Consider the following 22,218-nt stretch of genomic DNA (forward strand, 5'->3'; position numbering starts at 1 on the left):
GCCCGGCGGTGGGGCGGCGCGGCGGGCGCGGTAGGCGCGGGCTTGGCATGAGCGTGAGCAGTAGCGGCGGGGCCGGCCGCGCTCGGACTGGTCGACCTCCGTGCGGCATTGGGTGCAGCGGGCCACGGCTCCTACCCTTTTCGTCACACCGAAGATGTGTGACGAAATCCTAGAACAGTCCGCTGGGGAAAGCTAACTTCGGTTTCGGCGATACGACGTACACCGAGGAGGGTGGCATGAGCGGGATGATTGTGCGTAGGGCCGTGGAAGGTGACCTGGAGGCCTTGGTGTTGGCCTACACCGCCGCGACCGCCGACGAGGCGAGCCGGGCCTGGATCACAATGGCCGGGCCGGTGCCGGAGGAGACGCAGCTGGCGTTTCTCACCGAGAGCGTGCGTCGGCACCTCACCAATGACGAGGTGTTGGTCGCCGACCGCGACGGGCGCATCGAAGGCTTCTCGGTGTGGAGGTGGATCGATTCGCGCGAACGCCTCCACGCCGAGGCTGAGGAGCTTGCGGCGATGGCAGAGGCCACCGGGCTGGCAGTGCTGGGGCGTGCCGAGACGGCGAGGCGAGCGACGATCGCGGCCCAGCCAGGCCGGTTCCCGTACCTGTACCTGTACCTGATCGCCGTGATGCCCCAGTCACGCGGATCCGGGACGGGTGGGGCGATGCTGCGCCAGGGGCTGAGGGAGGCCGACACCGCCGGGCTCGCGACGTATCTGGAGGCGAGCACGGAGGACTCGGCGCGACTGTACAAGCGCTGTGGCTTCGAGGAGTTCGGGACGCGTCTCCAGTTGCCCGACGATGGCCCCGAGCTTATCCCGATGTACCGGGTGCCGGTCCGCTCCTGAGGGACGACCCCACGTCACCTCGCCAGGCTTGCCGTCCAGGGGCGGAGGCATTCGGCGCAGACGGTACGCGTCATCGATGCGTCGTCGTCACCTGATTCGGAAGACGGGGCCGCGGGGGGTGTCCCTATGGTTTTGGTCAAGCCCCGGAGGGTGCCGACGTTAACCGGTGGGTGAGGTCGTCGAGGCAGGTGGAGGTCGGCGGCGGTGGTGGACATTTCGTAGTGGGTGCTGGTGACGGTGCCGGTGGAGATGTGGGCGAGGCCGAGTTCGGCTTCGCCGCTGGTCCAGACGGTCAGTTGGGCCTCGTGGTCGGTGGTGGTGCAGACGATCCAGGCCGCTGACTTGTCGCGGGTGGATCCGCGATGCAGTTCCCATCGCACGCCTGCGTTGTTCCATTCGCGGGCGTGGGCGGTGACGGCATCGGCGAAGTCGTCGAGGTTCAGGTCCATCACGCCGCTGATGCTAGAGCCGACAGCGGCCGGGGCTGGTAAGGGATCTTGTCGCGGAGCATGGCGAACAGGACGTCGCAGCGGCGGCGGGCCAGGCAGATCAGGGCGGCATTGTGGCGTTTGCCTTCGGCGCGTTTGCGGTCGTAGTAGGCGCGGCTGACAGGGTCGGCCAGGGCGGCGAACGCGGCCAGGAAGAACGCTCGTTTGAGCTGCTTGTTGCCGCCGCGTGGCGGATGTTCGCCGCGGATGCTGCTGCCGCAGCGGCGGGTGACCGGGGCCAGGCCGGCGTAGGCGGCGAGGTGGCCGGGGGTGGCGAACGAGCTGCCGTCGCCGACCTCGAGCAGGATCCGGGCTGCGGTCCTGACGCCGATGCCGGGCATCGAGGTCAGGACCTCGGCAAGAGGGTGCGCATCAAGCATCCCCTCCACCTCGGCGGCAACCCGGTCACGCTGCTGGAGCACGTCACGCAGACTGTCGGCCAGCCTCGGCAGGATCGTCTCGGCCGCAGCGGTGCCGGGAACCGTGACGGTCTGCTCGTCCAGGGCGGCCAGCACCTGCTCGATGAGGCGTTCGCCCATGCGTGGGGCGTTCTTGCCCGCGATCGCGACCAGTTTGCGGCGTCCGGCCTTGCGCAGGCCGGCCGGTCCGCCGCAGCGCGACAGCAGCTCCAGCACGGCCTTGTGCTGCACCTTCGGGCCGAGCACACGTTCCAGAGCGGGATGGATCTGAGTGAGCAGCCCTCGGATGCGGTTCGCCAGGCGGGTGGCCTCGCCGGCCAGGTCGTCGTCGAAGCCGACCAGGACCTCAAGCTCTGCCAGGGCGTCGTCGCCAACGTTCGACGCGGCGCAGCGTGTGCGGCAGGCTGCGGGCGGCATCAGCGATGACGTAGGCATCGCGGGCGTCGGTCTTCGCGGCGCCCGGGTGCAGGTCGGCGATGCGGCGCATCGCCAACCCAGGCAGGTAGGCCACCTGGTGGCCAGCAGGCACGAGCGACCGCGACCGGCAGCGCCCCGATCGAAGCGGGCTGGTCAACCACGACCAGGACCCGCCCGTACCGGGCAAGCTTGTCGAACACCAGCCGCAGCTTGGCCTCGGTGTTGACCAGCGCCGCGTCGTGCAGCCGCTTGCCCTCGCGGTTCAGGGCAACGGCGTGGTGCCCGTCCTTACCGACATCCAGACCGAGAAACACCTGGTAACCGCCGTGCACCCCATCGCTCCCCGCGACATCGTCGCCCGGCCCGGTCGCCGATCTGGCGTCGACTGCCGGCAGCCACGTTACGAAGAGACCTACCCCAACACTGCAGGTGGCCGTGTCCCTATCAGCGGTCCGCCGACGCCACCCGACCCGGCGACAACACCCCCGGATCATCCACACGACAGGGGCAGTAAGTCATACCGGGCCGGGCGACCGAGCAGTCCCCGGCTGGGGACGATCAAAAGGTAACGGGCGTCGAGCTGGCCGCATACCTCGCCCAGGTGGGGCCTCGATGGCGGCAGCCCGCGCGTCCGCGGCCTGACGGCGCTCGGTCTGCTCGGCCTGCGCGGCGCGCGCGTTCTCGGCGGCAGCCAGGGCGTGGCCCCGTTCGCGTTCAACTGGCCTCATCTTGTGGTGGCCAAGTGGTCCGCTGCGGACGCTGTCCGGCAGCCATCCTGAGTGGACAACAACGAGAGTTCCGCGCCCCAGCATCCCTGCGCTACAAGGATGGCGCGTTCTCGCCACGGGAGGAAGGCAATGAAGGGCACAGTCACCATAGGTTCCCCACGGCGCGGCGCACTGATGGCGCCTGTCGTCGCGGTCATGGCGGCCACGCTCGGGGCGACCGTCCTCGCGGCCCCCGCCCGCGCCGCGGTCACCTTCAACGTCAACAGCTTCGACGACCGCCGGGACACCGACCTCACTGACAACGTCTGCCGGACCTCAGCCGGAGACTGTTCGCTGCGAGCGGCCATCCAGCAGGCCAACGCGACCGCAGGCGCGGACACCATCCGGCTACCGGAGGGCACCTATCGGCTGGGCTTCGCCGGCGGAGTGCGGCAGTCGGCCGCGACCGTCGACCCCGCGGACAACTCTCGGGACCTGGACATCACCGACAGCGTGACGATCGCGACGAACGGGAGCTACACCGTCATCGACGGTGGTCGGTTCAGTAGCATATTCGAGGTCCACAACTCGTCGACCGTTGTCAACATGCGCAACCTGACGATCACGAACGGCGGCGAGGACGACGAGGGTGGCGGCCTCAGCTGGGGCGGCGGCCTGAGGATCCGAGGCGGATCGGTGTACCTGTATCAGGTGACGGTGCGGGACAACGCCACGACACAGCAGGGCGGCGGCATCGGCAATGCGGGATCGCTGACCCTGGTCGAGAGTACCGTCGACAACAACCGCAGCGCGTCACTCATCGGCGGTGGGGGCGTACGTTCGGTCGGCGGCGGCATCTTCAACTTCACCGGCGGATCGATCAAGATCGATCGCAGTACGATCAGCAACAATTTCTCGCTCCGCGGCGGCGGCATCGGCAATGCTTCCGGCCGGGTGACGATCACCAACAGCACCATCAGCGACAATATCGCGCGCAACAGCGGCGGGGGAATCGCCAACTACGGCGAAGCGGCCACCTTTAACATCGGGTTCTCCACGATCGTCGGTAACCAGGCCAACGTGTCCGGTGTCGACGAGGAGAAGCTCGGCGGTGGCATCTTCAACTCCGGCGGTCAGATCTTCATGGGCGGAACGATTCTGGCGGGGAACACCGACAACCGCGACTCCTACCATGCCTCCTTCACCCCGGACTGCCACAGCCCCGACGCCGGCCGGTTCAGCTCGTACCGCAACAACGTGATAGGGCTCGTCGCGGGATCGTGTGTCGTCCACGACTATTTCTGGGGCGACCGCCTGATCTTCGACCGGGTCGGCCGGGATCCCGCCGCACCGCTCAAACCGCGGGTGGGCGATGTGGCGCACAACGGTGGATCGACCACGACCCGGTTGCCGCTCGGCGGCAGCCCGGCGGTGGATTTCGCCGAGCCGGCAGGGTGGTCCGGCACGGTTTTCGACTGCCCCGGGATCGACCAGCGGGGCGTCTCCCGCCCCCGCGACGGTGACTCCAACGGCACGGCCATCTGCGACTCCGGCTCGGTCGAGATCGGTTGAGTGGCGGAACACCACGCACGCCGGTTCGCCGCAGCCCGTGAGGGCTGCGGCGGACCGCTTCGGCGCGGTCGCGCAGGTCGATCTTCGTGACCCCGCGCTCGCGGTACCAACCGAGCAGCGCCTCCAGGCACGCCCGCGCGTAGCCCCGCCGTCGGTGGCCGGGGTCGGTGGCCACGCTGAACACGTACCCGATCTCGCCGCTCGGATTGTCCGGCCCGCCCAGCCGGCGGTCGATGGAGCCGATGGCGCACGAGGCCAGCGCCCCCGGCCGAGCGGGGTCATCCGCGACGAAGGCCGCGAACGCAGCGTCCGCGTCCGCCAACCGCTCGCGCAGCGTGGCCCGCGCGATCTCCTGCCATCGGTCACGAGGTCCGCCCTGGCAGACCTGCGCCGGGCTGCGCGACCTCGGGCCACTCGCACTCGGCCGCCGCGGAGATGGCGCGGGTGGTGGCGTGGTCGCCGCGGGCCGCGGCGCGGGCGGCCGCGAGGGCGGCCCGGCGGGCGGCACCGCTGCCGGCGCACTCGGCCTGGGCCGCGGCGTCGCGGTCGTTCCACTCGGCTCGTGCGGTGGCCAGCTCGGCGGCCGCCGTGGCGGCCTGGTCGACGACGTCGCGGCGGCGGCGACCATCTCCTGGCGGTGCTGGTCGTAGCGGCGGGCCGGGTGCGGTGGCTCGTGCTCGCCGGTCAGCGCGTCCGGTGCCGAGTTCGTCAACCACCCCGGCCAGGTCGGCCCAGAATGCCGCGTCGGCGGAGCGAACGTCGATGTGGTCGTCGTCCAACCCGAAGACGTACGGCGAAGCGGAGATCGGCTCCGCGAACAGACCATGCTCGTGCGCGAAGGCGACCGCCCTCGGGCAGCCAACGCTGCTGCCGACATAGACGTACTGGTCCCAGCCGACGTGAACGAAGAAGCGCTTATCTGCCCTTGCCGGAGCAGGCCCCATCACCGCGGTGATCTGACATGATCGAAGGGCGTCTCACCTCAGGGATCCGGGTTCACGCGCTTGGCATCCTCGGCTGGCACGCGGCCAGGGGGCCGACCGGCGCTTTCTTCGCAGTCCCCAGGCGTACCGGGGCGACTTGACTGAGCCCGCCTCCCATGTCAGCCGATCCTCGTCCTGCTACGTCATCGGTGACGCAAGCACGCGCCAGAGACCCGATACGGCCAGCAGGGACGCCGCGCCCGCCGCGGCGACGACCAGGCCGGGTGGTGTCACCTCGCCCAGCGCCCCGCCTCCGGCCGCGAACAATCCTTGCAGCGTCATGGTCACGGTCAGCGCCAGTCCAAAGGCCTGGCCTCGGTTCGCCTGCGGCACTGCTTCCAGGAAGCGCCGGGCCAGCCCCAGCTGGTAGGCAACGCCGAACCCGGACCCGGCGAGTAGCAGCGCCGCGGTGATCGGCCCGGGCGAGAACAGGAACCCCAGCAGCGGCGTGCCGAGCAGCAAGGCCAGCGGCCTGGCCAGCCGTTCCCTTGCTGGCGGGGTGACCAGCCGGCCGATCGCGAGGTCGCCGGTGAGCATGCCGAGCGCCACAGCAGTAAACAGCAGCCCGGCCGAGTCCGGCAGGCCGATCTGGACGGCGTACGGGACGAGTACACCCTCGGCGCCGACCACGAGCGCGGGCGGCAGCCACTGGGCCAGCAGCAGCGAACGGATCGTCGGCTGGCGCAGCAGTTCGCGATTGAGGCGCCAGGTCTGGCGTACGCGTATCCTGCGGTCGGGCCGCGACGCGGCTGCTCGTTGAGCCGCAGGCGCAGCAGCGCGGCGGACAACAGGCAGCTCGCCACGGTGATCCAGAGCGCGCCGGAGGGGCCGAGCGCCGCGATCAGCATCCCGCCTGTGGCAAAACCCAGCGCCTGCGTGCCGCCGGCGGCCATGGAGAACAGTGCGCGGCCGAGGACGTACCGGTCGCCGTCGAGCAGTTCAGGCAGCAGCGCGCTGCGCGCTGCGGAGGCGACCGCGCTGGGGATGCCGGTGACGAATACCAGCACTAGCATCGCGGTGGGTGAGAGCAGCCCGGCGGCGAGCACGGCGGCGACCGCGGCGCGAACCAGGTCGTAGCCACCAGCACGGCTCGCGGCGGCCACCGGTCGGCGTACGCCAGCAGCAGCGTGCCGCCGAGGGCGTAGGGCAGGAAGCCGGCGACATAGGCCATCGCGGCCAGCAGCGGTGAGCCGGTGGCCGAGTAGACGGTCACTGAGAGCGCGAGCATCTTTACCGTCTCGCCACCGAGGAAGAGGGTGTAGCGGCGGCAGCATCTGAGCGAGCTCGGTACGCAGCGCGTCGGCCTCGGCGGGAACGTCCTCGGTGGTCCTCGGCGGGATGACCAGCTCGCCGTCGTCGGTGAGCCGTACCTCGCCCGGGTTGCCTTTGGCCAGCTGCGTCTCCAGATCCGTCAGCGCGGTATGCAGCTAAACCCCTCGATTCCCTCGACGCCGGCGCACGTTTCCCTGCACGAAAGGGCCCAGCTCGCATGCAGCTGAGCGACACCCGGCAGCCCTCAAGGACGATATAGGAGGAAAATCCTCTATGCCGGGTTCCTGCTATGCGCGGTTCGCGGGGATCTGCCACTCGATCTGACGCTGGTCGGTGTCCTCGCGGTGCGGCTCGCCTTCTGGTCCGGGTGCCATCCGCCGGGCGCCGGTGAGCGAGTCCTGCTCGCGCTGCTGCTGGCTGCTGTGGCGGGACCGGTCCTTGGGATGCTGCGGCTGTTCGACCGCAGGCGTCGGTGCTGCTGCTGAAGGCGAGCAGACTGCTGCTGGCGGTGTCGCTGATGGTGGTGGCACTGCGGTGCCAGCTTCGCGCCTACCGTGCGGTGATCCGTCCGGTGGTGGTACTGCTCGCAGTGGTGGCGAATCGGAGGGCGGTGATCAGCGCCGGGGGAGTGATCCGGCCGTCGCGGTGTCGGCGGCTGTGGACGTGCACAGCACCCGCTGGGATATCTGGGCGAGCGCGTCGTCACGGCTGTCGGCAATTGGGAAGGTCCCGTCCAGGCGCATGGTGTGCAGGACGGTGCGGATGAACCGCGACGGTGCGGCGAGGCACAGCGTGACCCCCCGCTCGCGGGCGTCGCGGTGGGCGCGCACGAGCAGGCCGAGGCCGCTGGAATCGATGAGGTGTGCGCGGCTCAGGTCGACCACGATGTGTCCGCCCATCTCGGCCGCGTGACGCAGCGCGGTGCGCAGCGTGTCGCCGGTGTCGAGGTCGATGTCACCGACGACGGTGACGACGGTTGCGTCGTCGAGGTGGTCGATGCCGAGGATCCCGCCGGTCCCGTGGCTGTCGCACGACGCTTGATCGCGAGAGGAGGGGGGCAGCATGCTGCAGCTCGGGCAGCGGTGGGGGCCGGTGGCGAATGGGGAGCCGCTCCAGCCGTGTTCCGACACGAGGGTCCAGACGACCTCGGCGTCGGGAAGCACGCACGCGGTGGCCGTGACCGTGTCGCCGCAGGTGTCGCAGATCAGTGTCATCAGGTGGTCGTCCGGGACGACGGTCATTGTGCTGGTCCTTCCTGTGTCCGGTGTCTGGCCGGCCATGGTGTCCGTCAGCGGCGGGTGGTTACGGACGCTCGCCCGTGAGCGATTGGTGCTGGCCGAGCTGATCGGGGTTCGTCTCCTGTCAGCGGGACGCCTGACGGTGGCGGCGGAGGTTCGGTGACGATCGGTAGAACCTGGTCCAGGTGGGCGATGTGCAGGATGCGCCGGATGCGGGGGTTCGGGTCGCGCACGAAGAGGACCCCGTCGGTACGGGCCAGCCGTCGGTGCACGTCGAGCAGCAGGCCGATGGCGGCGGCGTCGATGTGCCGGCATCCCGACAGGTCGACCACGACCTGCTCGGGCTGCAGGGCCAGGAGCCGGTCGAACACGGCTCCGGCCTCCGGCAGACAGGCCAGGTCGAGCTGGGTGATGCACACCTCGACCCGCGGCAGCGCGCACGGCGTCTGTTTCAGTGGCCCTGTCACGGTCGTACCCCTTTCCTCTCGACCAGGTCGCCCCGCCACCGTGCCGGGCGGGCTTGGCGGTCACCGCGCGGATCTGTGACAGTTGAGTGACAAATCCGCACGGCGGTGGACACGATTGGCGATGGGATCGGTGGCCTGTGGATGATGCCGGGTATGACGGCCGTACTGGTGATCGAGGACGACGACCGGATCCGTCTGGCGCTGTTACTCGCGCTCGAGGATGAGGGCTACGACGCTCTGGGCGCGGCCACTGCGGAGGAGGGTCTGCGGGTCCAGCGCCGCGACCGGGCCGACTACATACTGGTTGACCTGATGCTGCCCGGCCTCGACGGCTTCGAGTGCATCCGGCAGATCCGCCGTGACGACGATGTGCCGATCGTGGTCGTCAGCGCCCGCGACGACACCCACGACATCGTCGCCGCCCTCGAAGCCGGCGCCGACGACTACCTCGTCAAACCGGTGGCGATCAAGGAACTGACCGCTCGGTTGCGCGCCCTGCGCCGCCGCGGTCGGATCGGCGTCGTGGGACCGGCGCCGGATCCGGTGCGCGTGCTGGCCTTCGGGGAGTTGGAGATCAGCCCCGACGCGGGAGAGGTACGGCGTGCCGGCCAGCCCGTCGCGGTGACCCGCACCGAATTCCGGTTGCTCTGCGAGCTGGCCGAACACGTGGGCCGGGTGCTGTCGCGCCAGCAGCTGCTGCAACGGGTCTGGGGGTACGACAGCGGGGACGAGCGGCTGGTCGACGTGCACGTCGGCCGGTTGCGGCAGAAGATCGAGCCGGACCCGGCAACCCCCCGACACCTGGTCACCCTGCGGGGTCTGGGCTACAAACTACAGCGATGAGACGCCTCGGACTGCGCACCCGGGTCACCACCGCGTTCGCCGTCGGCGCGCTCCTGCTCGCCGCCTCGATGGCCCTGGTCTCCTACGAGCTGACCCGCCGCTCACTGATCGCCGAGCGGGAACGTACCGCCCTGCGCGCCGCCTACTTCGACGCTGCCGTCGTGCGTGCCGGGCTCGACACTGACACCCCCGACGTCGTGCAGGTGCTCCGGTCGCTGGACACCGGCGGTGTGCGCCGCCCGGTGCTGCACCTCAACGGCGAGTGGTACGCCCGCACCGCCGATCCCGGCACCACCACCGCCATCCCCGCCGACCTGCTGCGCGTCGTCGCCGCCGGGGAGCCGGCGGTGCAGCGTGTACGCCTCGATGGTCAGACCGCTCTGGTGGTCGGCGTACCGCTGTCCGTGACGGCGACGTACTTCGAGGTCAACTCTTTGCGGGAGCTGGAGCAGACGTTGCAGGTGCTGGCGCTCGCGCTGACCATCGTCGCGATCATCGTCGCCGGATCCGGCGCGGCGCTCGGCTGGTACGCCACCCGGCACGGGCTGCGCCCGCTGACGGCGGTTGCCGACGCGGCACAGAAGATCGCCTCCGGTGACTTCACCGCCCGGCTCGACCCGGCCACCGATCCGGACCTGACCCGGCTGTCCTCCTCGTTCAACCAGATGGTCGACCGGCTCGCCCACCGCATCGAGCGCGACCGCCGCTTCGCCGCCGACGTCAGTCACGAACTCCGCTCGCCACTGCAGACCCTCGCCGCAGCGGCCAGCGTCCTGGCCCGGCGCCGGGAGCAACAGGACGAGCGGACCGCCATCGCCGCTGGGCTCGTCGCCGACGAGATCGACCGCTTTCAGCGGCTCGTCAACGACCTGATCGACCTGGCCCGCAGCGACCAGCCCGCCGATAGGACCGCGGTGGACGTGGTCGCGCTGGCCCGGGACGCCTGCCGCACCCTCGACCTGTCCGCCTCGCTCGTCCACCTCGCCCCGGGCATGCCAGCGATCTGGCAGGTCGAGCGGCGACGTGTCGCGCAGATCCTGGCGAATGTTCTGCACAACGCCGTGACCTACGGAGGCGGTCCGACGGCTCTTCGGCTAGGCCGCGACGGTGACACCGGAATCATCGAGGTCGACGACGACGGACCGGGCGTGCCCGTCGAGGACCGCGAGGTGATCTTCGACCGTTTCGTCCGCGGGCGAGCCGCCCATACCCGCGGTGGCGGTGACGGCACCGGGCTCGGCCTTGCGCTGGTTGCCCAGCACGCCGCCGCGCACGACGGGCACGCCAGTGTCACCGACCGCCCGGGGGGAGGGGCTCGATTCCGGGTCACCTTGCCGGAGTCCCTGCCATGAACCACCGCCGTCTCGTCCCGCTGGTGCTTGCCGTATTGCTGGCCGGCTGCGGCATCCCCACCGATGCCGCACCCCGAACGGTGCAGCCACCGCCGGGGCCGTTCCAGAATCCTGCTCCCGCCGACACCCCGGCGGTCGCCGGCCCTGCGGTCGAGACCCTCTGCCTGGTCCGCGACGATCGCATCGTCCCGGTGATCCGGCGCGTCAACCGTCCACCGACCGTCGACGACCAACTCCGGGACCTGCTTGCCGGCCCGATCTGGACCGAACGCGACAGCGGTCTGACCAGCGCGCTGGCCGGAGCGGTCACCACCGCCAGTGCGACCGTGCACAGCCGGCAGGCCCAGGTCGCGGTCGAGGCACCCGACGACGACACCGGCCGCAGCGACGAGGTCCTCGCCTTCGGGCAGATCGTCTGCACCCTCACCAGCCGCGACGACATCACCACCGTGGCATTCCTCCGCGACGGCAAACCACTCGGCGTACCCCGCGCCGACGGCTCCCTGACCGAACAACCGCTCGCCCGTGCCGACTACGCCTCACTGATCGCCTTACGCTGACACTGACCGTTGGTTCAGGGGGAGGGCGGCCGGGGTGTCTGGGGCTGTCGGCGGTCCCCTGTCTCATGTCCGGGCCGTTGGTTTCCGACAACCCGCAGTGCCCGACCGTCGGTTGCCGATGACCGAACCCAGGTTCCGGCCGGCGCGTCAGGGCCGTAGGGCTCGTAGGTTGTGGCGCTGATTGCACCGTAGGCGAGGTGGGGTATCAGGTCCGACAGCCAGTCGGCGGCGTTCCAGCTGCGGCGGGTCCTACCCGGTCGAATGGGTGGATGAGTGACGACGAGTTTCTTCAGGCGATGCACGGGCATCTGGACCTGGTCTACAACCTGGCCCGGCGGCTGACCCGGTCGCGGCCCGCAGGCCGAGGACCTGGTGCAGGAGACGTACCTGCGCGCGTTACGGGGCTGGCGACGACGCCCGCCGGACGACGTGCGAGCCTGGCTCGCGACGATCTGTCTGAACGCCGCCCGAGCCGGGTGGCGGTACGAGTCCGTCCGGCCGGTCGAGATCCTCGACGCCGATGCCGGGACGACGCTGACATCCGGCAGCGACACTGCGGGTGAGGCGATAAACGGACTTGTCCGCGAGCGCGTTGTGGCAACTGCCCGCCGCGCAAGGGACGCTGATGGACCTGTGCGGGTTTACCCGCCGAGGTCGCGGCGATGACCGGCACGCCGCGCGGCACGATACTGGCCCGGGTGCACCACGGGCACAGGAAGCTCGCGGAGCTGCTTGACGGGCCGCGCGAGGCGCTCGAGACTCACCTGCTCACCTGCTCACCTGCTCACCTGCTCACCTGCTCACCTGCTCACCTGCTCACCTGCGACCGCTGCTGGACCGAGGTCGACGCCGGAAGCCGCAGCCCGGCGCTGGCCCGCCTGGCCCGGGAACCGGTACCGGCGCACCTGGCCGCCCGACTGGCGGGAGTCGTCGTCGAGCGACACGCCCCACGGCACAACCACTGCGCGTTCGGCGGATGGATGTCCTCGCTCAGCGGGCTCCGGCACGGACCTGTCCAGCGGTCGTGGACGCTGGCCGCCGCGCTGGCCCTGGTCGTGGTCCTCGGCGCGTTGATCGTCGGCCGGGACGGCGCAACCGCGCCGGCACCGCAGGTCACCGTCGCCGTCGCCGGCTACCAGGACGGCCGTCTGCCCGGCACGGCCATTCCCGCCCGGCCGTGCCGGGACCTGTCCGCGCTGCGCCTGATCGGAGCCGGCGCCAGCGCCGGTGACCTGGCCAGACAACCGGTCACCCGGTACGCCTACCGGGACGACACCGGGCGGCGACTGCTCGTCTACGTCAGCGACAAACCGTTCCCCGTACCCCCACAGGCGAGAATCCGATTGGGACCGACGGCGCCGCGATGATGCACCTCGACGGCGTCGTCCTCTGCTCCCGCCGCCCGCACACCGCGCTCGTGCTCGGCGAGGACGAGAACCTCGTCCGGCAGGCCGCCATCACCCTCGACCTGATCTGAACCGACGACAGGGGGGTGCTGCGCCGCCGGTCAGCAGACGAAGGAGCACCGATAAAGGTACGGCAAGCACCTCTCGCCGTGATGGTGGTCGGCGCGCTGGCCCTGGCCGGCTGCGGGGAGGGACACCGGCCAGCAGGCAACCTCGCCGGGGAGCTCGACCACCGGGACCGCCGACGCAGGGACCGACAGTTACGACTTTACCGTCGCCGCCCTCGACGGCGGCAGCTTCGACGGTCACAGCCTGGCCGGCAAGCCGGCGCTGCTGTGGTTCTGGGCCCCGTGGTGCCCCACCTGCCTGACCTAGGCGCGGCCGGTAACCGACCTGGCGGCCAAGTACCAGGGCAAAGTCACCGTGGTCGGGGTGGCCGGGCTGGGCAAGGTGCTGGCGATGCACGACTTCGTGCGGATGGCCAAGCTGGCCGGCTTCCCGCAGCTGTCCGATGAGCGGGGCGTGGTGTGGAAGCGGTTCAAAATGACCGAGCAGAGCACCTTCGTGGTGCTCGACCGCTCAGGAACGGTCGTGGCGCGCGGCCGCGCCGACGTCGACAAGCTGCCAGACGTGCTCGACCCGCAGCTGGCCGGCTGAGATGGGCGACGCGCCACCGGGTCTGGCGGTGGCCGCCGGGATGCTCGCCGCGGTCAACCCGTACGGGTTCGCACTGCTGCCGGCGTACCTGTCGCTACTGGTGGCCGACGAAGCTGCGGCCGGTCGTGGTGCCGCCGTCGCCCGGGCCTTGGCCGCCACCGCCGTAGTGACCGCCGGTTTCGTCGCCGTCTTCGGCCTGTTCGGTTTGGTCCTTGCCCCGGTAGCCGGCACGGTGCAGAGACACCTGCCTTGGGTCACCGTCACCTTGGGTCTGTTGCTGGTCGGGTTGGGCGGTTGGCTGCTGGCTGGCCGGCAGCTGTCCGGCCTGCGGCTGGCGGCCTCGCGTTCCCCGGCCGTGCGCCGGCCACTGCCGTCCATGGTGGTGTTCGGCACCGCCTACGCGGCGGCGTCGCTGTCGTGCACCATCGGCCCGTTCCTGGCCATCGTGGTGAGCAGCTTCCGCGCCGGCTCGACCGTCGCCGGGGTCGGGCTGTTTCTCGCGTACGCGGCCGGCATGGGCCTGACCGTCGCGGTCGCCACCCTCGCCGTAGCCCTCGCCCGCGACGGCCTGCTCCGCCGTCTCCGCCGCGCGGCACCGTTGCTGTCCCGCCTCAGCGGCGCGCTTCGTCGGAGCCGCCGCCATCGCCCAGCGCTGGCTGGCCACCCTGCTCGACGACACCGGCGCCGGGACCCTCACGGTGATCCTGGCCGCTCTCTTGGCCGGCACCGCCCTGCTCCGGTGGCGCGAACGACGACGCCACACCCATTCCGCCCGGCAGCCCACCCCGACCGGCATGGCAGAGCCACCAGACTGAACGGTGTCCGCCCGGCGTGCGGGGCCGATACCTCGGCTGACGAGGGATCCGCCGGACGGGACCCGAGATGCGAAGGTGAGATTCATCTGCACCCCGACATGAACCACCATGGACCGACGACCGAATTACGAGACATCCTTTTAGGGACGACACCTGGACCGACGACGAAACGTTGCCCGGCATGTACCACAGCCTGCGAGGACAGGTCCGTGAGCACGTCGAGAGCCGTACGCCAACCGACCGCCTGTGCTGGTCGACTCCCAGTCGCTGCGCGGGTGCCGGCAGGTGGGGCGCCGCCCAAATTCGGTCCGCACATAGCGACCGCGCCGGCGTCGGCGAGCCGCTCGGTCTAGCGAATCGCCCGAAACTGGGCGGATACAACTCGTCGAAGTGGTGGACCAACCTGGCCAGGTCGACGCCCTGACGGGCGCGGCGCGAGATCGCGCCGTACACCCACCTCCCAGCCGTGCGCAGGTAGGTGAGGTCCGCGATCCACAACTGGTTCGGCCGGGCACGGCAAAGTCACGTTTGACCAGTTCAGAAGGGCGTACGGTCTCGGGGGTGGGTCGGGTCGTCCGCGCGGAACCCGCTCACGCCGGTTGACGAGGCCGATTCTCCCCGTTGTCACGGGCCCGGTATTCGCGCGGACTCATGCCGTTGACCGCGGTGAAGTGACGCGAGAAGTAGAAGGGATCGTGGTAGCCGACGGCGGCGGCGATCTCGGCGATGCTGAGGGCACTGGCGACGAGTAGCTGACGGGCCCGCGCCATGCGCAGCCGCTTCGTGTACTCGGTCACCGAGAACCCGGTCAGGGAACGGAATCTTGCGGAGAAGTGGGACGTGCTGTAGCCCGCCAGTTCGGCCAGCTGACGGATGTTGAGCGACGCCGACAGATGCGCGCGCAGATAGTCCTGGACGCGGGCGATCGGTTCACGGGTGACCCCCCGGCCGTCGCGCTCGGCGGCCAGCTGGGCGAGCAGATTCCAGGCCGCGCCGGCGGCCGCGGTGAGGCTCGCCGCCGTCTCGTCGCGCGCGAGCTCATCGCAGATGCTCTCGGCCAGCGCGAAGGCACGAAACGGGTCGGTCATCGGCGCGGTCGGCGCGGCCACGGTGAGCCCGATGGCGCTGAGCAGGTCGGGGACGTCGTCGCCGGTGACGTGCAACCACCAGATGGACCAGGGCTCCGCCTCGGCGGCATAGTACTGATGTGACACGGCTGCGGGAATGATGAGAACTTCGTTCGGGCCTACGTCATGCCGGGCCCCGGCGACTTCACACCAGCCGCTTCCGTCGGCGCACATGATCACGATGGTCTCGGCAGCCCCTGCGTGCCGCCATCGACCGTGTCGGGCCGCATGCGGGAAGTAGCCAGCGTCGGTCACGAGCATCCTCGAGGTCGGCTTGCGCTGCAGCGCCTGCTTCGCCAGAAGTCGGGGCAGGACGTGCAGTCGCTGATCGGGAAAGCCGTCGCGAAGGTACATCTGCCGATCGTATGCGAATCAGAGAACCGTCCAGGTTGGCCGTCGATCCGTACATTCCGAGAATCGCGCTCGCGGCCTAGGTTTCGTTCATGTCCCTGAGCCTCTTCGATCTGCCGCCTCGTCCGGATCGCTTGGCAAACGCGCCGGTGGCGGCGTGGGCTGCACCGGTCACCATTCCGACCTACCTGCCCGAGGCACCGAGCCGGTACCCCGCCTACCTCGACCGCCGGGTCTATCAGGGATCGTCAGGCCGGGTGTTCCCCCTGCCGTTTCACGACCGAATCCAGGAGTCCCGCTCCGATCACCGTTGGCTGGGACTGCATGTGGAGAACGCGTACCTGCGGCTGCTGGTTCTGCCCGAACTCGGCGGGCGGATCCAGTTCGCAATCGACAAGCGCACCGGCTACTCGCTGTTCTACGCCAATCCGGTGATCAAGCCCGCGCTGGTCGGGCTCACCGGGCCCTGGCTGGCCGGTGGGGTGGAGTTCAACTGGCCGCAGCATCACCGTCCGGCGACCTTCCTGCCCACGACGTGGCAGGTGGACGAGGCCGCCGGCACCGTCTGGTGCTCCGATCACGACCCGTTCGCCCGGATGAAGGGCATGCACGGCGTACGGTTGGCGCCCGATTCGACGGTGATCGAACTTAAGGTCCGCCTCTTCAACCGCAGCGAGCAGGCGCAGACCTTCCTCTGGTGGGCGAACGCGGCGGCCCAGGTCCACAGCGACTATCAGTCGTTCTTCCCCGCCGACGTGACCGTGGTCGCCGATCACGCGAAGCGGGCGACCAGCACCTTTCCGGCCGCGACGAGCACGTACTACGGGATCGACTATCCGAACCGACGCGACCTGGACCGCCGGCCGGACAGCGCGCGTCGCGTCCCGGGCGACCGGCTGGACTGGCCGCGCAACATCCCGGTACCGACGTCGTACATGTGCGTGGACTCGCGGGGTGACTTCTTCGGCGGCTACGACCATCGCGCCGGGGCCGGCTTCGTTCACTTCGCCGACCACCATTACGCGGTGGGCAAGAAGCAGTGGACGTGGGGCGACGCACCCTTCGGGCACGCCTGGAACCGCAATCTCGCCGACGACGACGCCGCCTACATCGAACTGATGGCCGGCGTGTTCACCGACAACCAGCCGGACTTCTCACACCTCGCTCCCGGCGAAACCAAGACCTTCTCCCAGTACTGGTATCCGCTGGCCGGCACCGGCCCGGTGGTCGCGGCGAGCCTCGACGCGGCCCTGGGGATCGAGCGCGGGACGGCGCAGACGGCGCTGCGCCTCGACGCGACGCGCGACCTGGGCACGGTCGAACTGCTGGTGCAGGACCACCATGGCGACCAGCTGCACAGCGAGCGGTTCGAGCTCGGGCCGGACGCCCGGCCGTCCGTCGTCGTCGCGGCGGCACCGCACGCCGTTGAGCTGCACCGCGACGGGCGGTGCCTCCTGCGCTGGCAGCGTCCCGCGGCGGCTGCAGGCACCGATGAGGCGGCCCGGGTGAGGATGCAGCCGGCTCAGGAGCCAGCCCCGCCTACCGAGATAGCCTCCGCCGAGGTGCTGTACCTCACCGGCCGCCACCTCGAGCAGTACCGGCACGCGACCCGCTCCCCGGAGCCGTACTGGGCGCAGGCGCTGGTCCACGATCCGGGACACACCGCGACGCACACCGCTTTCGCGGCCCGCCGGTACGCCGAGGCTCGCTTCGCGCAGGCTGAGGAACACCTGCGAGCCGCACTGGACCGACTGACGGCGTTGAACTTGAACCCGGACAGCGGGGAGGCCCACTACCTGCTCGGGCTCACCCTGGCCCGGCGCGGACGCGACGACGAGGCGTACGCCGCGTTCGCCAAGGCGACCTGGCTCGCCCCCTGGACGGGCCCCGGGAACCATCAGCTGGCGGTGATCGACGCCCGCCACGGCCGAAATGCTCAGGCACTAGAGAGGGCGAGCGCGGCCCTACGCGCGCAACCCGAACAGCTGCAGGTCCGCGATCTCATCGTGGTACTGCTGCGCCGGCTGGGCCGCGCCGCGGAGGCCGAGCATGTCCTCGCCGAGACGCTCACACTGGATCCGCTGGACATCTGGGCGCTGCAGCTGGCCGGCCGGCTCGAGGCAGCCCAGGGGCACAGGGAAGCCCAGACACTGCTCGACGTCGCACTCGAGCACGCCCGGATCGGTGAACTCGAGACGGCCACGGCCCTGTTCACCGGCGCGCGATCCGCCGACGCGCACCGCCCACTCGGTCAGACGGCCTGTGCGGTGCTCGCCGACTACCACGCCGCGGTCGTTGCCGACCGCCTCGGTGATTCGGTAGCTGCGGCAACGGCCCGGGCCCGCGCCCGCGCCCGCGAGCGGACCTGGAACTTCGCCAGCCGCCTCGACGATGTCGCCGCACTGGAGGCGGCACTGGCAGCCGACCCGGCCGATGCCACCGCAGCCGCCCTGTTGGGCCACTGGTACTACGCCCACAACCGGGTCGACGACGCCATCGACTGCTGGCGGCGGTCAGCCGCACACGACGGGTCCGATCCCGTGGTGTGGCGCAACCTCGGGATCGCCAGCTACAACCACCGGCACGATCCCGAGGCCGCAACCGCGGCTTACGAGCGGGCACTGCGGCTCGCGCCGGGTGATCCCCGCCTGCTGAGCGAGATTGATCAACTACTCAGGCGCATCGGGGCACCGGCGGGCGACCGCCTCCGTCGGCTCGAGGACGTGCCGTCGGCCCTGCTCAAGCGGGACGACCTGGCTGTGGAGTACGCCCATCTACTGGTCACCGCCGGCCGGCCGGCGCACGCCCTGGCGGTCTTCGAACAGCGTCAGTTCCAGCCGTGGGAAGGCGGCGAGGGCCAGGTGCTTCGGGCATGGGAACGCACGCGACTCGCCTTGGCGGACGAGGCTCTGGACCGCGGGGACGCCGCGGCAGCTGCCGCACACGCCGAACTGGCACTGCAGCCGCCGCCGTCTCTGGGCGAGGCCCGCCATCCGCTGGCCAGTCCGGCCCGGCTGCTCCTCACCCTGGGCAAGGCCCTGGAGGCGACGGGGGAACACGACAGCGCCGAGCGGTACTGGCGGGAGGCCGCCGCGTCGCGGGGCGACTTCACCGAGATGAACCCGTCCGGCTTCTCGGAGAACACCTTCTTCTCGATCCTGGCCGACCGCCGGCTCGGCGAGTCCGCCCACGCCGACGAGTTGGTAGCCGGCCTCGCGCAACACGCCGAGCGACTTGCCCGGACACCGGCGGTCATTGACTACTTCGCCACCTCGCTGCCGTCGCTGATGCTCTTCGACGACGACCCGCAACGGCGCGTCGACCTCACCGTCGAACTGCTTCGCGCGCAACTCGCCATCCTCGCGAACGATCTGGCCACCGCCCGGAACCACCTCGACGCCGTCCTCGCGGCCGACCCCAGCCACGAGTTGGCCCGAGACCTCAACCTCCACCTCGACCGCACCGGGAGCCTTCCATGAGCTACGTTCCCGTTCCCCCGCCGGCGCACGTCCCAGACCGCTTGGCCATTACGCTCTGGGACTTCTCATGGTACGTGCGCACCGGGCCGGGAGAGCCGTTCGAGGATCTCGACCGGGCTTTCGCCGCAGCCGTCGAGCGCGGCTACAACACGGTGCGGATCTGTGCCATGCCATACCTGCTGTTCGGCAGCGGTCTGGACACCTCTGCGCTGCGGCTCGGGCCGTTGGGCGGCGACTACGGGCAGCGGGTGCGCTGGTACGACGTCCGGCAGCCGACGGTCATCGATGCGCGCGCGCACATGCTGGAGCTGTTCCGGGCCGCGAAGCGGCACGGCTGCTTCGTCATCCTCTCCTCCTGGGAGTACCAGCAGAGCTCCTCCTTCGCCGCCGACCCCAGCTGGTGCGAGGCCCTGCTGGCTATCGAGCCGCAGCGGCGGGCCGAAGCGCAAGCGGTCGCCCTCGCCGACCTCGTCGACTTCCTGACCGAGCACCAGCTCGACGACCGGCTTGCGTTCACTGAGATCCACAATGAGGTCCAGGCCGGTTACCTGGCTGACGGCCTGACCGGTGACGAGGAGGAACGATTGACGGCCCTGCGACCGCGGCTGGAGCGGGCGCTGACCGTTTTCCACAACCGTCAACCCGGCCGGCCGGCGACGGTGAACTACGCAGGGGTGCCGGCCGGCACCATGCGCGCCATTCCGGAAACGATCGACGTGTTGGCCTGCAACCCCTACGTCTACGGGGTGCTGGGCGCGTTCATCGAGACCTACGGGCTGCGCGGTGACCCTCAGGCCTTCGACCAGGCGCGCGCCGGACACGACATCCTCCGACCCGGAGCCCCCAGGCTGGCCGACTGGTCGCCGGACCATGCCTGGCGGCAGACCGCGACCATCGTGTCCAGACCGGAGATCTTCGTGCACGACTGGGGCGACGCCGAGGCAATCGACCGCTGGCTCTACCGGCACTACCCGGCATGGGAGCAGGGGATGGCGACCACGCTACGGCTCTGGCTGGACATCGCGCACGACTGGGCGACCCAACGCGGCGTGCCGATCGTATTCGGGGAGGGCTGGATCGGTTACACCCCGCGCGACGGACGGTTCGAGGAGGGCCCGATAGGAGCCGAGTTCTGCCGGCTGGCGACCGATGAGTCGCTGCGGGTCGGTGCCTGGGGAACGATCGTCTGCTCCAACGCCGCCCCGCACCACGCGATGTGGGACGACGTCGCCCTCCAGCGCCAGTGCAACGAGGCATTCCGTACCGGCACCCGCCTTCGGCCACCGCGCTTCACTTGATCTTTAAACTATTGGGCGACGGCATCGACCCCGGCTGATCAGGGTACAGCCCTTGATCGATTGTCCTTTCTGCCTACACCACGTCCCGCAACTGGCCGGCGGTGACCGTGGCGTCGTCGTCGCCGGGTTCCAGCGGGCGGGCGTCCCATGGCGCGGTCCACGAGGTGTGCCCGGCCTCCAGAGCGGTCACGAACGAGTATGGCCAGGCCGGAACCCCGATGTGGGTGTCCGTGCCGCGCCCGTAGGTGTGGCACAGCACCCCACTGCGGGCAGGTGTGCTCCGGCCGCAACCAGCACCACACATCCACCGCCAGCACGATCCGCCCTTTCACGGCCCGCGGTAGCGGCACCGCCACCACCGCAGCTCGCGGCCGGTCGATGTTGATCCGGCCGCGGTTCAACGCCGCGTACTGCGGGCCGTGACCGCGGCGGTGCTCAGCCGGGGTCGATGCCGTCGCTCAGCAGCTGGAAATCAAGCCAGGCTCATCGGGCCAGGACCACTTCGCCGACATGATCGCAGTGGGTGAATCCTCACCTGACAGATGCTGCTGTCGATCAGGCGAAGGGGTACGGGCCGAAGCGGCCCCACGCCACCGCACCGGCTAGCAAGGCCAACACAAGGTTCGTCACGATCGCGCTGGGCTCCTTGCGTCTGGCGTGGGTTATCGCTGCCCCGACCATCAGCAGCACGAGGCCGACGGCGGCCAGCGGCACCAGGACGGGGATGATGTCCAGCGCGGCGGGCAGGATCAGCCCGACCGCGGCCAGCACCTCCAGGGCGCCGATCAGCTTGATCGTGCCGGGAGAGAAGTCCTGGGCCCACGTCATGTTCGGCGAGGTGACGAGCTTGTCCTTCGGCTGGGCCAGTTTCGCGCCGCCAGTGGCCAGGAAGAGCGCGGCGAGCAGGCCGGCCAGAATCCATAAAGGGATGTTCATGAGTTGACCAATCAGGGGTAAGACAGGGCCCCGACGTTGTCGTGATGCGTCCCGATGCGCTCCGGTGGCGCGACCTCGGCTCCAACAGCCGTGACCAGCGACAAGGTCGGGTTAGCCGCAGCCGTCACGACGGGACGGAAGCGGCCTTTCGCGGGAACGCCGGGGCCCAGGGGGGGTAGATGGGTGGAATGAGGTCCGCCGGGTCGCCCGTCAGGCGCTGGCGAGGGCGTGCGCCAGGATGATCAAACGCGGCCTGGTGGCCCGGGAAGAATGCTCGGAGGACGGACGCGGTGCCTTCGTCGCCATCACACCGGCCGGCCGCAAAACCATCGAGGCCGCGGCACCCCACCATGTAGCCACGGTCCGCCACCTGGTCATCGACGCCCTCGGCCGGGATGACCTCGCCACCCTCGCACGGCTCTCCAACCGCATCCTCGAACAACTGGACAACGCGCCACCGCGATCCTCGCACTGATGACACCGCCGGCGTCGACCTCGCCGAAGGGCAGTCCTCTACCCCGCCCGGCGCGCCGACCGCGCCGGGCAGGCGGGGTACCGGCTGCCGGACGCGGCCGAGAAGGGCACGGCGGAGACCCTGCACGCCGAACTGGGCGACGCCAACGCGTACATGCGGGGTCCTCCTGCACCGGTGCCTGCCCGATGGCCGGCAGCCGCTGGTGGACGGCATCGCGGCGCCGATGGGGCGACGCGGACGGTCTCCCTGCTTCCTGGCCGAGCCGGGCCGTGCTCGTGGACTGATCCAGAGGCCATCCCGCAGCCGCCCCAGATCGCGCCGATCGTCCGGCGTGGCACCGCACCCGGCAAGATCACCGGCGTGGCGGTGTCCCTGGCATCTGCGCACCGCCGACCCGGCCCTCGATCACCAGCTGGGACAGCCCCGTCATCCGACGATTCATCATGATCACAGCACCAACCATGACAGGAACGACGACCATCGACATTTAAGGATCCGCAAC

General features: G+C 70.1%; 14 protein-coding genes and 7 pseudogenes. 11 read left to right on the top strand and 10 right to left on the bottom strand.

Annotated features, from left to right (window positions below; genetic code table 11):
- Positions 1-236 precede the first annotated feature (236 nt).
- Positions 237-854, top strand: a complete 618-nt coding sequence (locus E1182_RS08225) for a GNAT family N-acetyltransferase (RefSeq protein ID WP_132262652.1) — start codon at positions 237-239, stop codon at positions 852-854.
- A gap of 136 nt (positions 855-990) precedes the next feature.
- On the opposite strand, the pseudogene E1182_RS08230 reads toward E1182_RS08225, so the two are convergent.
- Positions 991-1,303: pseudogene (locus tag E1182_RS08230) on the bottom strand (hypothetical protein).
- A pseudogene (locus E1182_RS08235) lies at positions 1,303-2,510 on the bottom strand (IS110 family transposase). The pseudogenes E1182_RS08230 and E1182_RS08235 overlap by 1 nt, the downstream one beginning before the upstream one ends.
- Before the next feature lie 447 nt (positions 2,511-2,957).
- On the opposite strand from E1182_RS08235, the gene E1182_RS32025 reads away from it, so the two are divergent.
- Positions 2,958-4,457 (top strand): choice-of-anchor Q domain-containing protein, encoded by a 1,500-nt coding sequence (locus E1182_RS32025; protein WP_243706102.1) that lies wholly within the window; start codon positions 2,958-2,960, stop codon positions 4,455-4,457.
- Between the two features lie 82 nt (positions 4,458-4,539).
- Here E1182_RS32025 and E1182_RS32030 read toward each other — a convergent pair.
- From E1182_RS32030 to E1182_RS08260, 5 genes and pseudogenes are all read right to left on the bottom strand, one after another.
- A pseudogene (locus E1182_RS32030) lies at positions 4,540-4,806 on the bottom strand (GNAT family N-acetyltransferase); the annotation flags it as partial.
- 13 nt (positions 4,807-4,819) lie between these two features.
- On the bottom strand, positions 4,820-5,404 hold the full coding sequence (locus E1182_RS32035) for a hypothetical protein (protein WP_371687524.1): 585 nt from the start codon (positions 5,402-5,404) through the stop codon (positions 4,820-4,822).
- Positions 5,405-5,578: 174 nt separating this feature from the next.
- A pseudogene (locus E1182_RS08250) lies at positions 5,579-6,701 on the bottom strand (MFS transporter); the annotation flags it as partial.
- Between the two features lie 625 nt (positions 6,702-7,326).
- Positions 7,327-7,953, bottom strand: coding sequence for an STAS domain-containing protein (locus E1182_RS08255; RefSeq protein WP_132262654.1), 627 nt, complete (start codon positions 7,951-7,953; stop codon positions 7,327-7,329).
- Positions 7,954-8,000: 47 nt separating this feature from the next.
- On the bottom strand, positions 8,001-8,417 hold the full coding sequence (locus E1182_RS08260) for an STAS domain-containing protein (RefSeq protein ID WP_132262656.1): 417 nt from the start codon (positions 8,415-8,417) through the stop codon (positions 8,001-8,003).
- Positions 8,418-8,570: 153 nt separating this feature from the next.
- Between E1182_RS08260 and E1182_RS08265 the strand changes: the two genes are divergently transcribed.
- The 6 genes and pseudogenes from E1182_RS08265 to E1182_RS32040 all read left to right on the top strand — a co-directional run bounded on the left by E1182_RS08265 (position 8,571) and on the right by E1182_RS32040 (position 14,050).
- The gene (locus E1182_RS08265) at positions 8,571-9,260 is read left to right on the top strand and encodes a response regulator transcription factor (protein ID WP_132262658.1); all 690 of its coding nucleotides are present in this window, start codon (positions 8,571-8,573) and stop codon (positions 9,258-9,260) included.
- The gene (locus tag E1182_RS08270) at positions 9,257-10,612 is read left to right on the top strand and encodes a cell wall metabolism sensor histidine kinase WalK (protein WP_132262660.1); all 1,356 of its coding nucleotides are present in this window, start codon (positions 9,257-9,259) and stop codon (positions 10,610-10,612) included. Before E1182_RS08265 ends, E1182_RS08270 begins: the two co-directional genes overlap by 4 nt.
- Positions 10,609-11,172: a GerMN domain-containing protein gene (locus E1182_RS08275; protein ID WP_132262662.1), complete on the top strand. Its 564-nt coding sequence runs from the start codon at positions 10,609-10,611 to the stop codon at positions 11,170-11,172. The genes E1182_RS08270 and E1182_RS08275 overlap by 4 nt, the downstream gene beginning before the upstream one ends.
- Positions 11,173-11,441: 269 nt before the next feature.
- Positions 11,442-11,906, top strand: a pseudogene (locus E1182_RS08280) (RNA polymerase sigma factor); the annotation flags it as partial.
- Positions 11,907-13,010: 1,104 nt separating this feature from the next.
- Positions 13,011-13,235, top strand: coding sequence for a hypothetical protein (locus tag E1182_RS08290; protein WP_132262664.1), 225 nt, complete (start codon positions 13,011-13,013; stop codon positions 13,233-13,235).
- Position 13,236: 1 nt separating this feature from the next.
- Positions 13,237-14,050 (top strand): annotated as a pseudogene (locus E1182_RS32040) (cytochrome c biogenesis CcdA family protein).
- 590 nt (positions 14,051-14,640) lie between these two features.
- On the opposite strand, the gene E1182_RS08300 reads toward E1182_RS32040, so the two are convergent.
- Positions 14,641-15,531 (bottom strand): AraC family transcriptional regulator, encoded by an 891-nt coding sequence (locus E1182_RS08300; RefSeq protein ID WP_132262668.1) that lies wholly within the window; start codon positions 15,529-15,531, stop codon positions 14,641-14,643.
- 89 nt (positions 15,532-15,620) lie between these two features.
- Between E1182_RS08300 and E1182_RS08305 the strand changes: the two genes are divergently transcribed.
- Positions 15,621-19,007 carry a DUF5107 domain-containing protein gene (locus E1182_RS08305; protein ID WP_132262670.1) on the top strand — a complete coding sequence of 1,129 codons (3,387 nt, stop codon included), beginning with the start codon at positions 15,621-15,623 and terminating at the stop codon, positions 19,005-19,007.
- Entirely contained in the window at positions 19,004-20,305 is a 1,302-nt protein-coding gene (locus E1182_RS08310; RefSeq protein ID WP_132262672.1) for a cellulase-like family protein, read from the top strand. The genes E1182_RS08305 and E1182_RS08310 overlap by 4 nt, the downstream gene beginning before the upstream one ends.
- A gap of 73 nt (positions 20,306-20,378) precedes the next feature.
- Here E1182_RS08310 and E1182_RS32930 read toward each other — a convergent pair whose 3' ends face one another.
- Together E1182_RS32930 and E1182_RS08315 are read right to left on the bottom strand one after the other, a co-directional pair.
- Complete coding sequence (locus E1182_RS32930; protein ID WP_371687525.1) at positions 20,379-20,609, bottom strand: transposase; 231 nt, start codon at positions 20,607-20,609, stop codon at positions 20,379-20,381.
- A gap of 251 nt (positions 20,610-20,860) precedes the next feature.
- On the bottom strand, positions 20,861-21,241 hold the full coding sequence (locus E1182_RS08315) for a DoxX family protein (RefSeq protein WP_132262674.1): 381 nt from the start codon (positions 21,239-21,241) through the stop codon (positions 20,861-20,863).
- Positions 21,242-21,446: 205 nt separating this feature from the next.
- Between E1182_RS08315 and E1182_RS08320 the strand changes: the two are divergent.
- Positions 21,447-21,716 (top strand): annotated as a pseudogene (locus E1182_RS08320) (MarR family winged helix-turn-helix transcriptional regulator); the annotation flags it as partial.
- Between the last annotated feature and the right edge of the window lie 502 nt (positions 21,717-22,218).

Source organism: Micromonospora sp. KC721, from assembly GCF_004348355.1.
In the GTDB taxonomy this organism is placed as follows: Bacteria; Actinomycetota; Actinomycetes; order Mycobacteriales; family Micromonosporaceae; genus Micromonospora.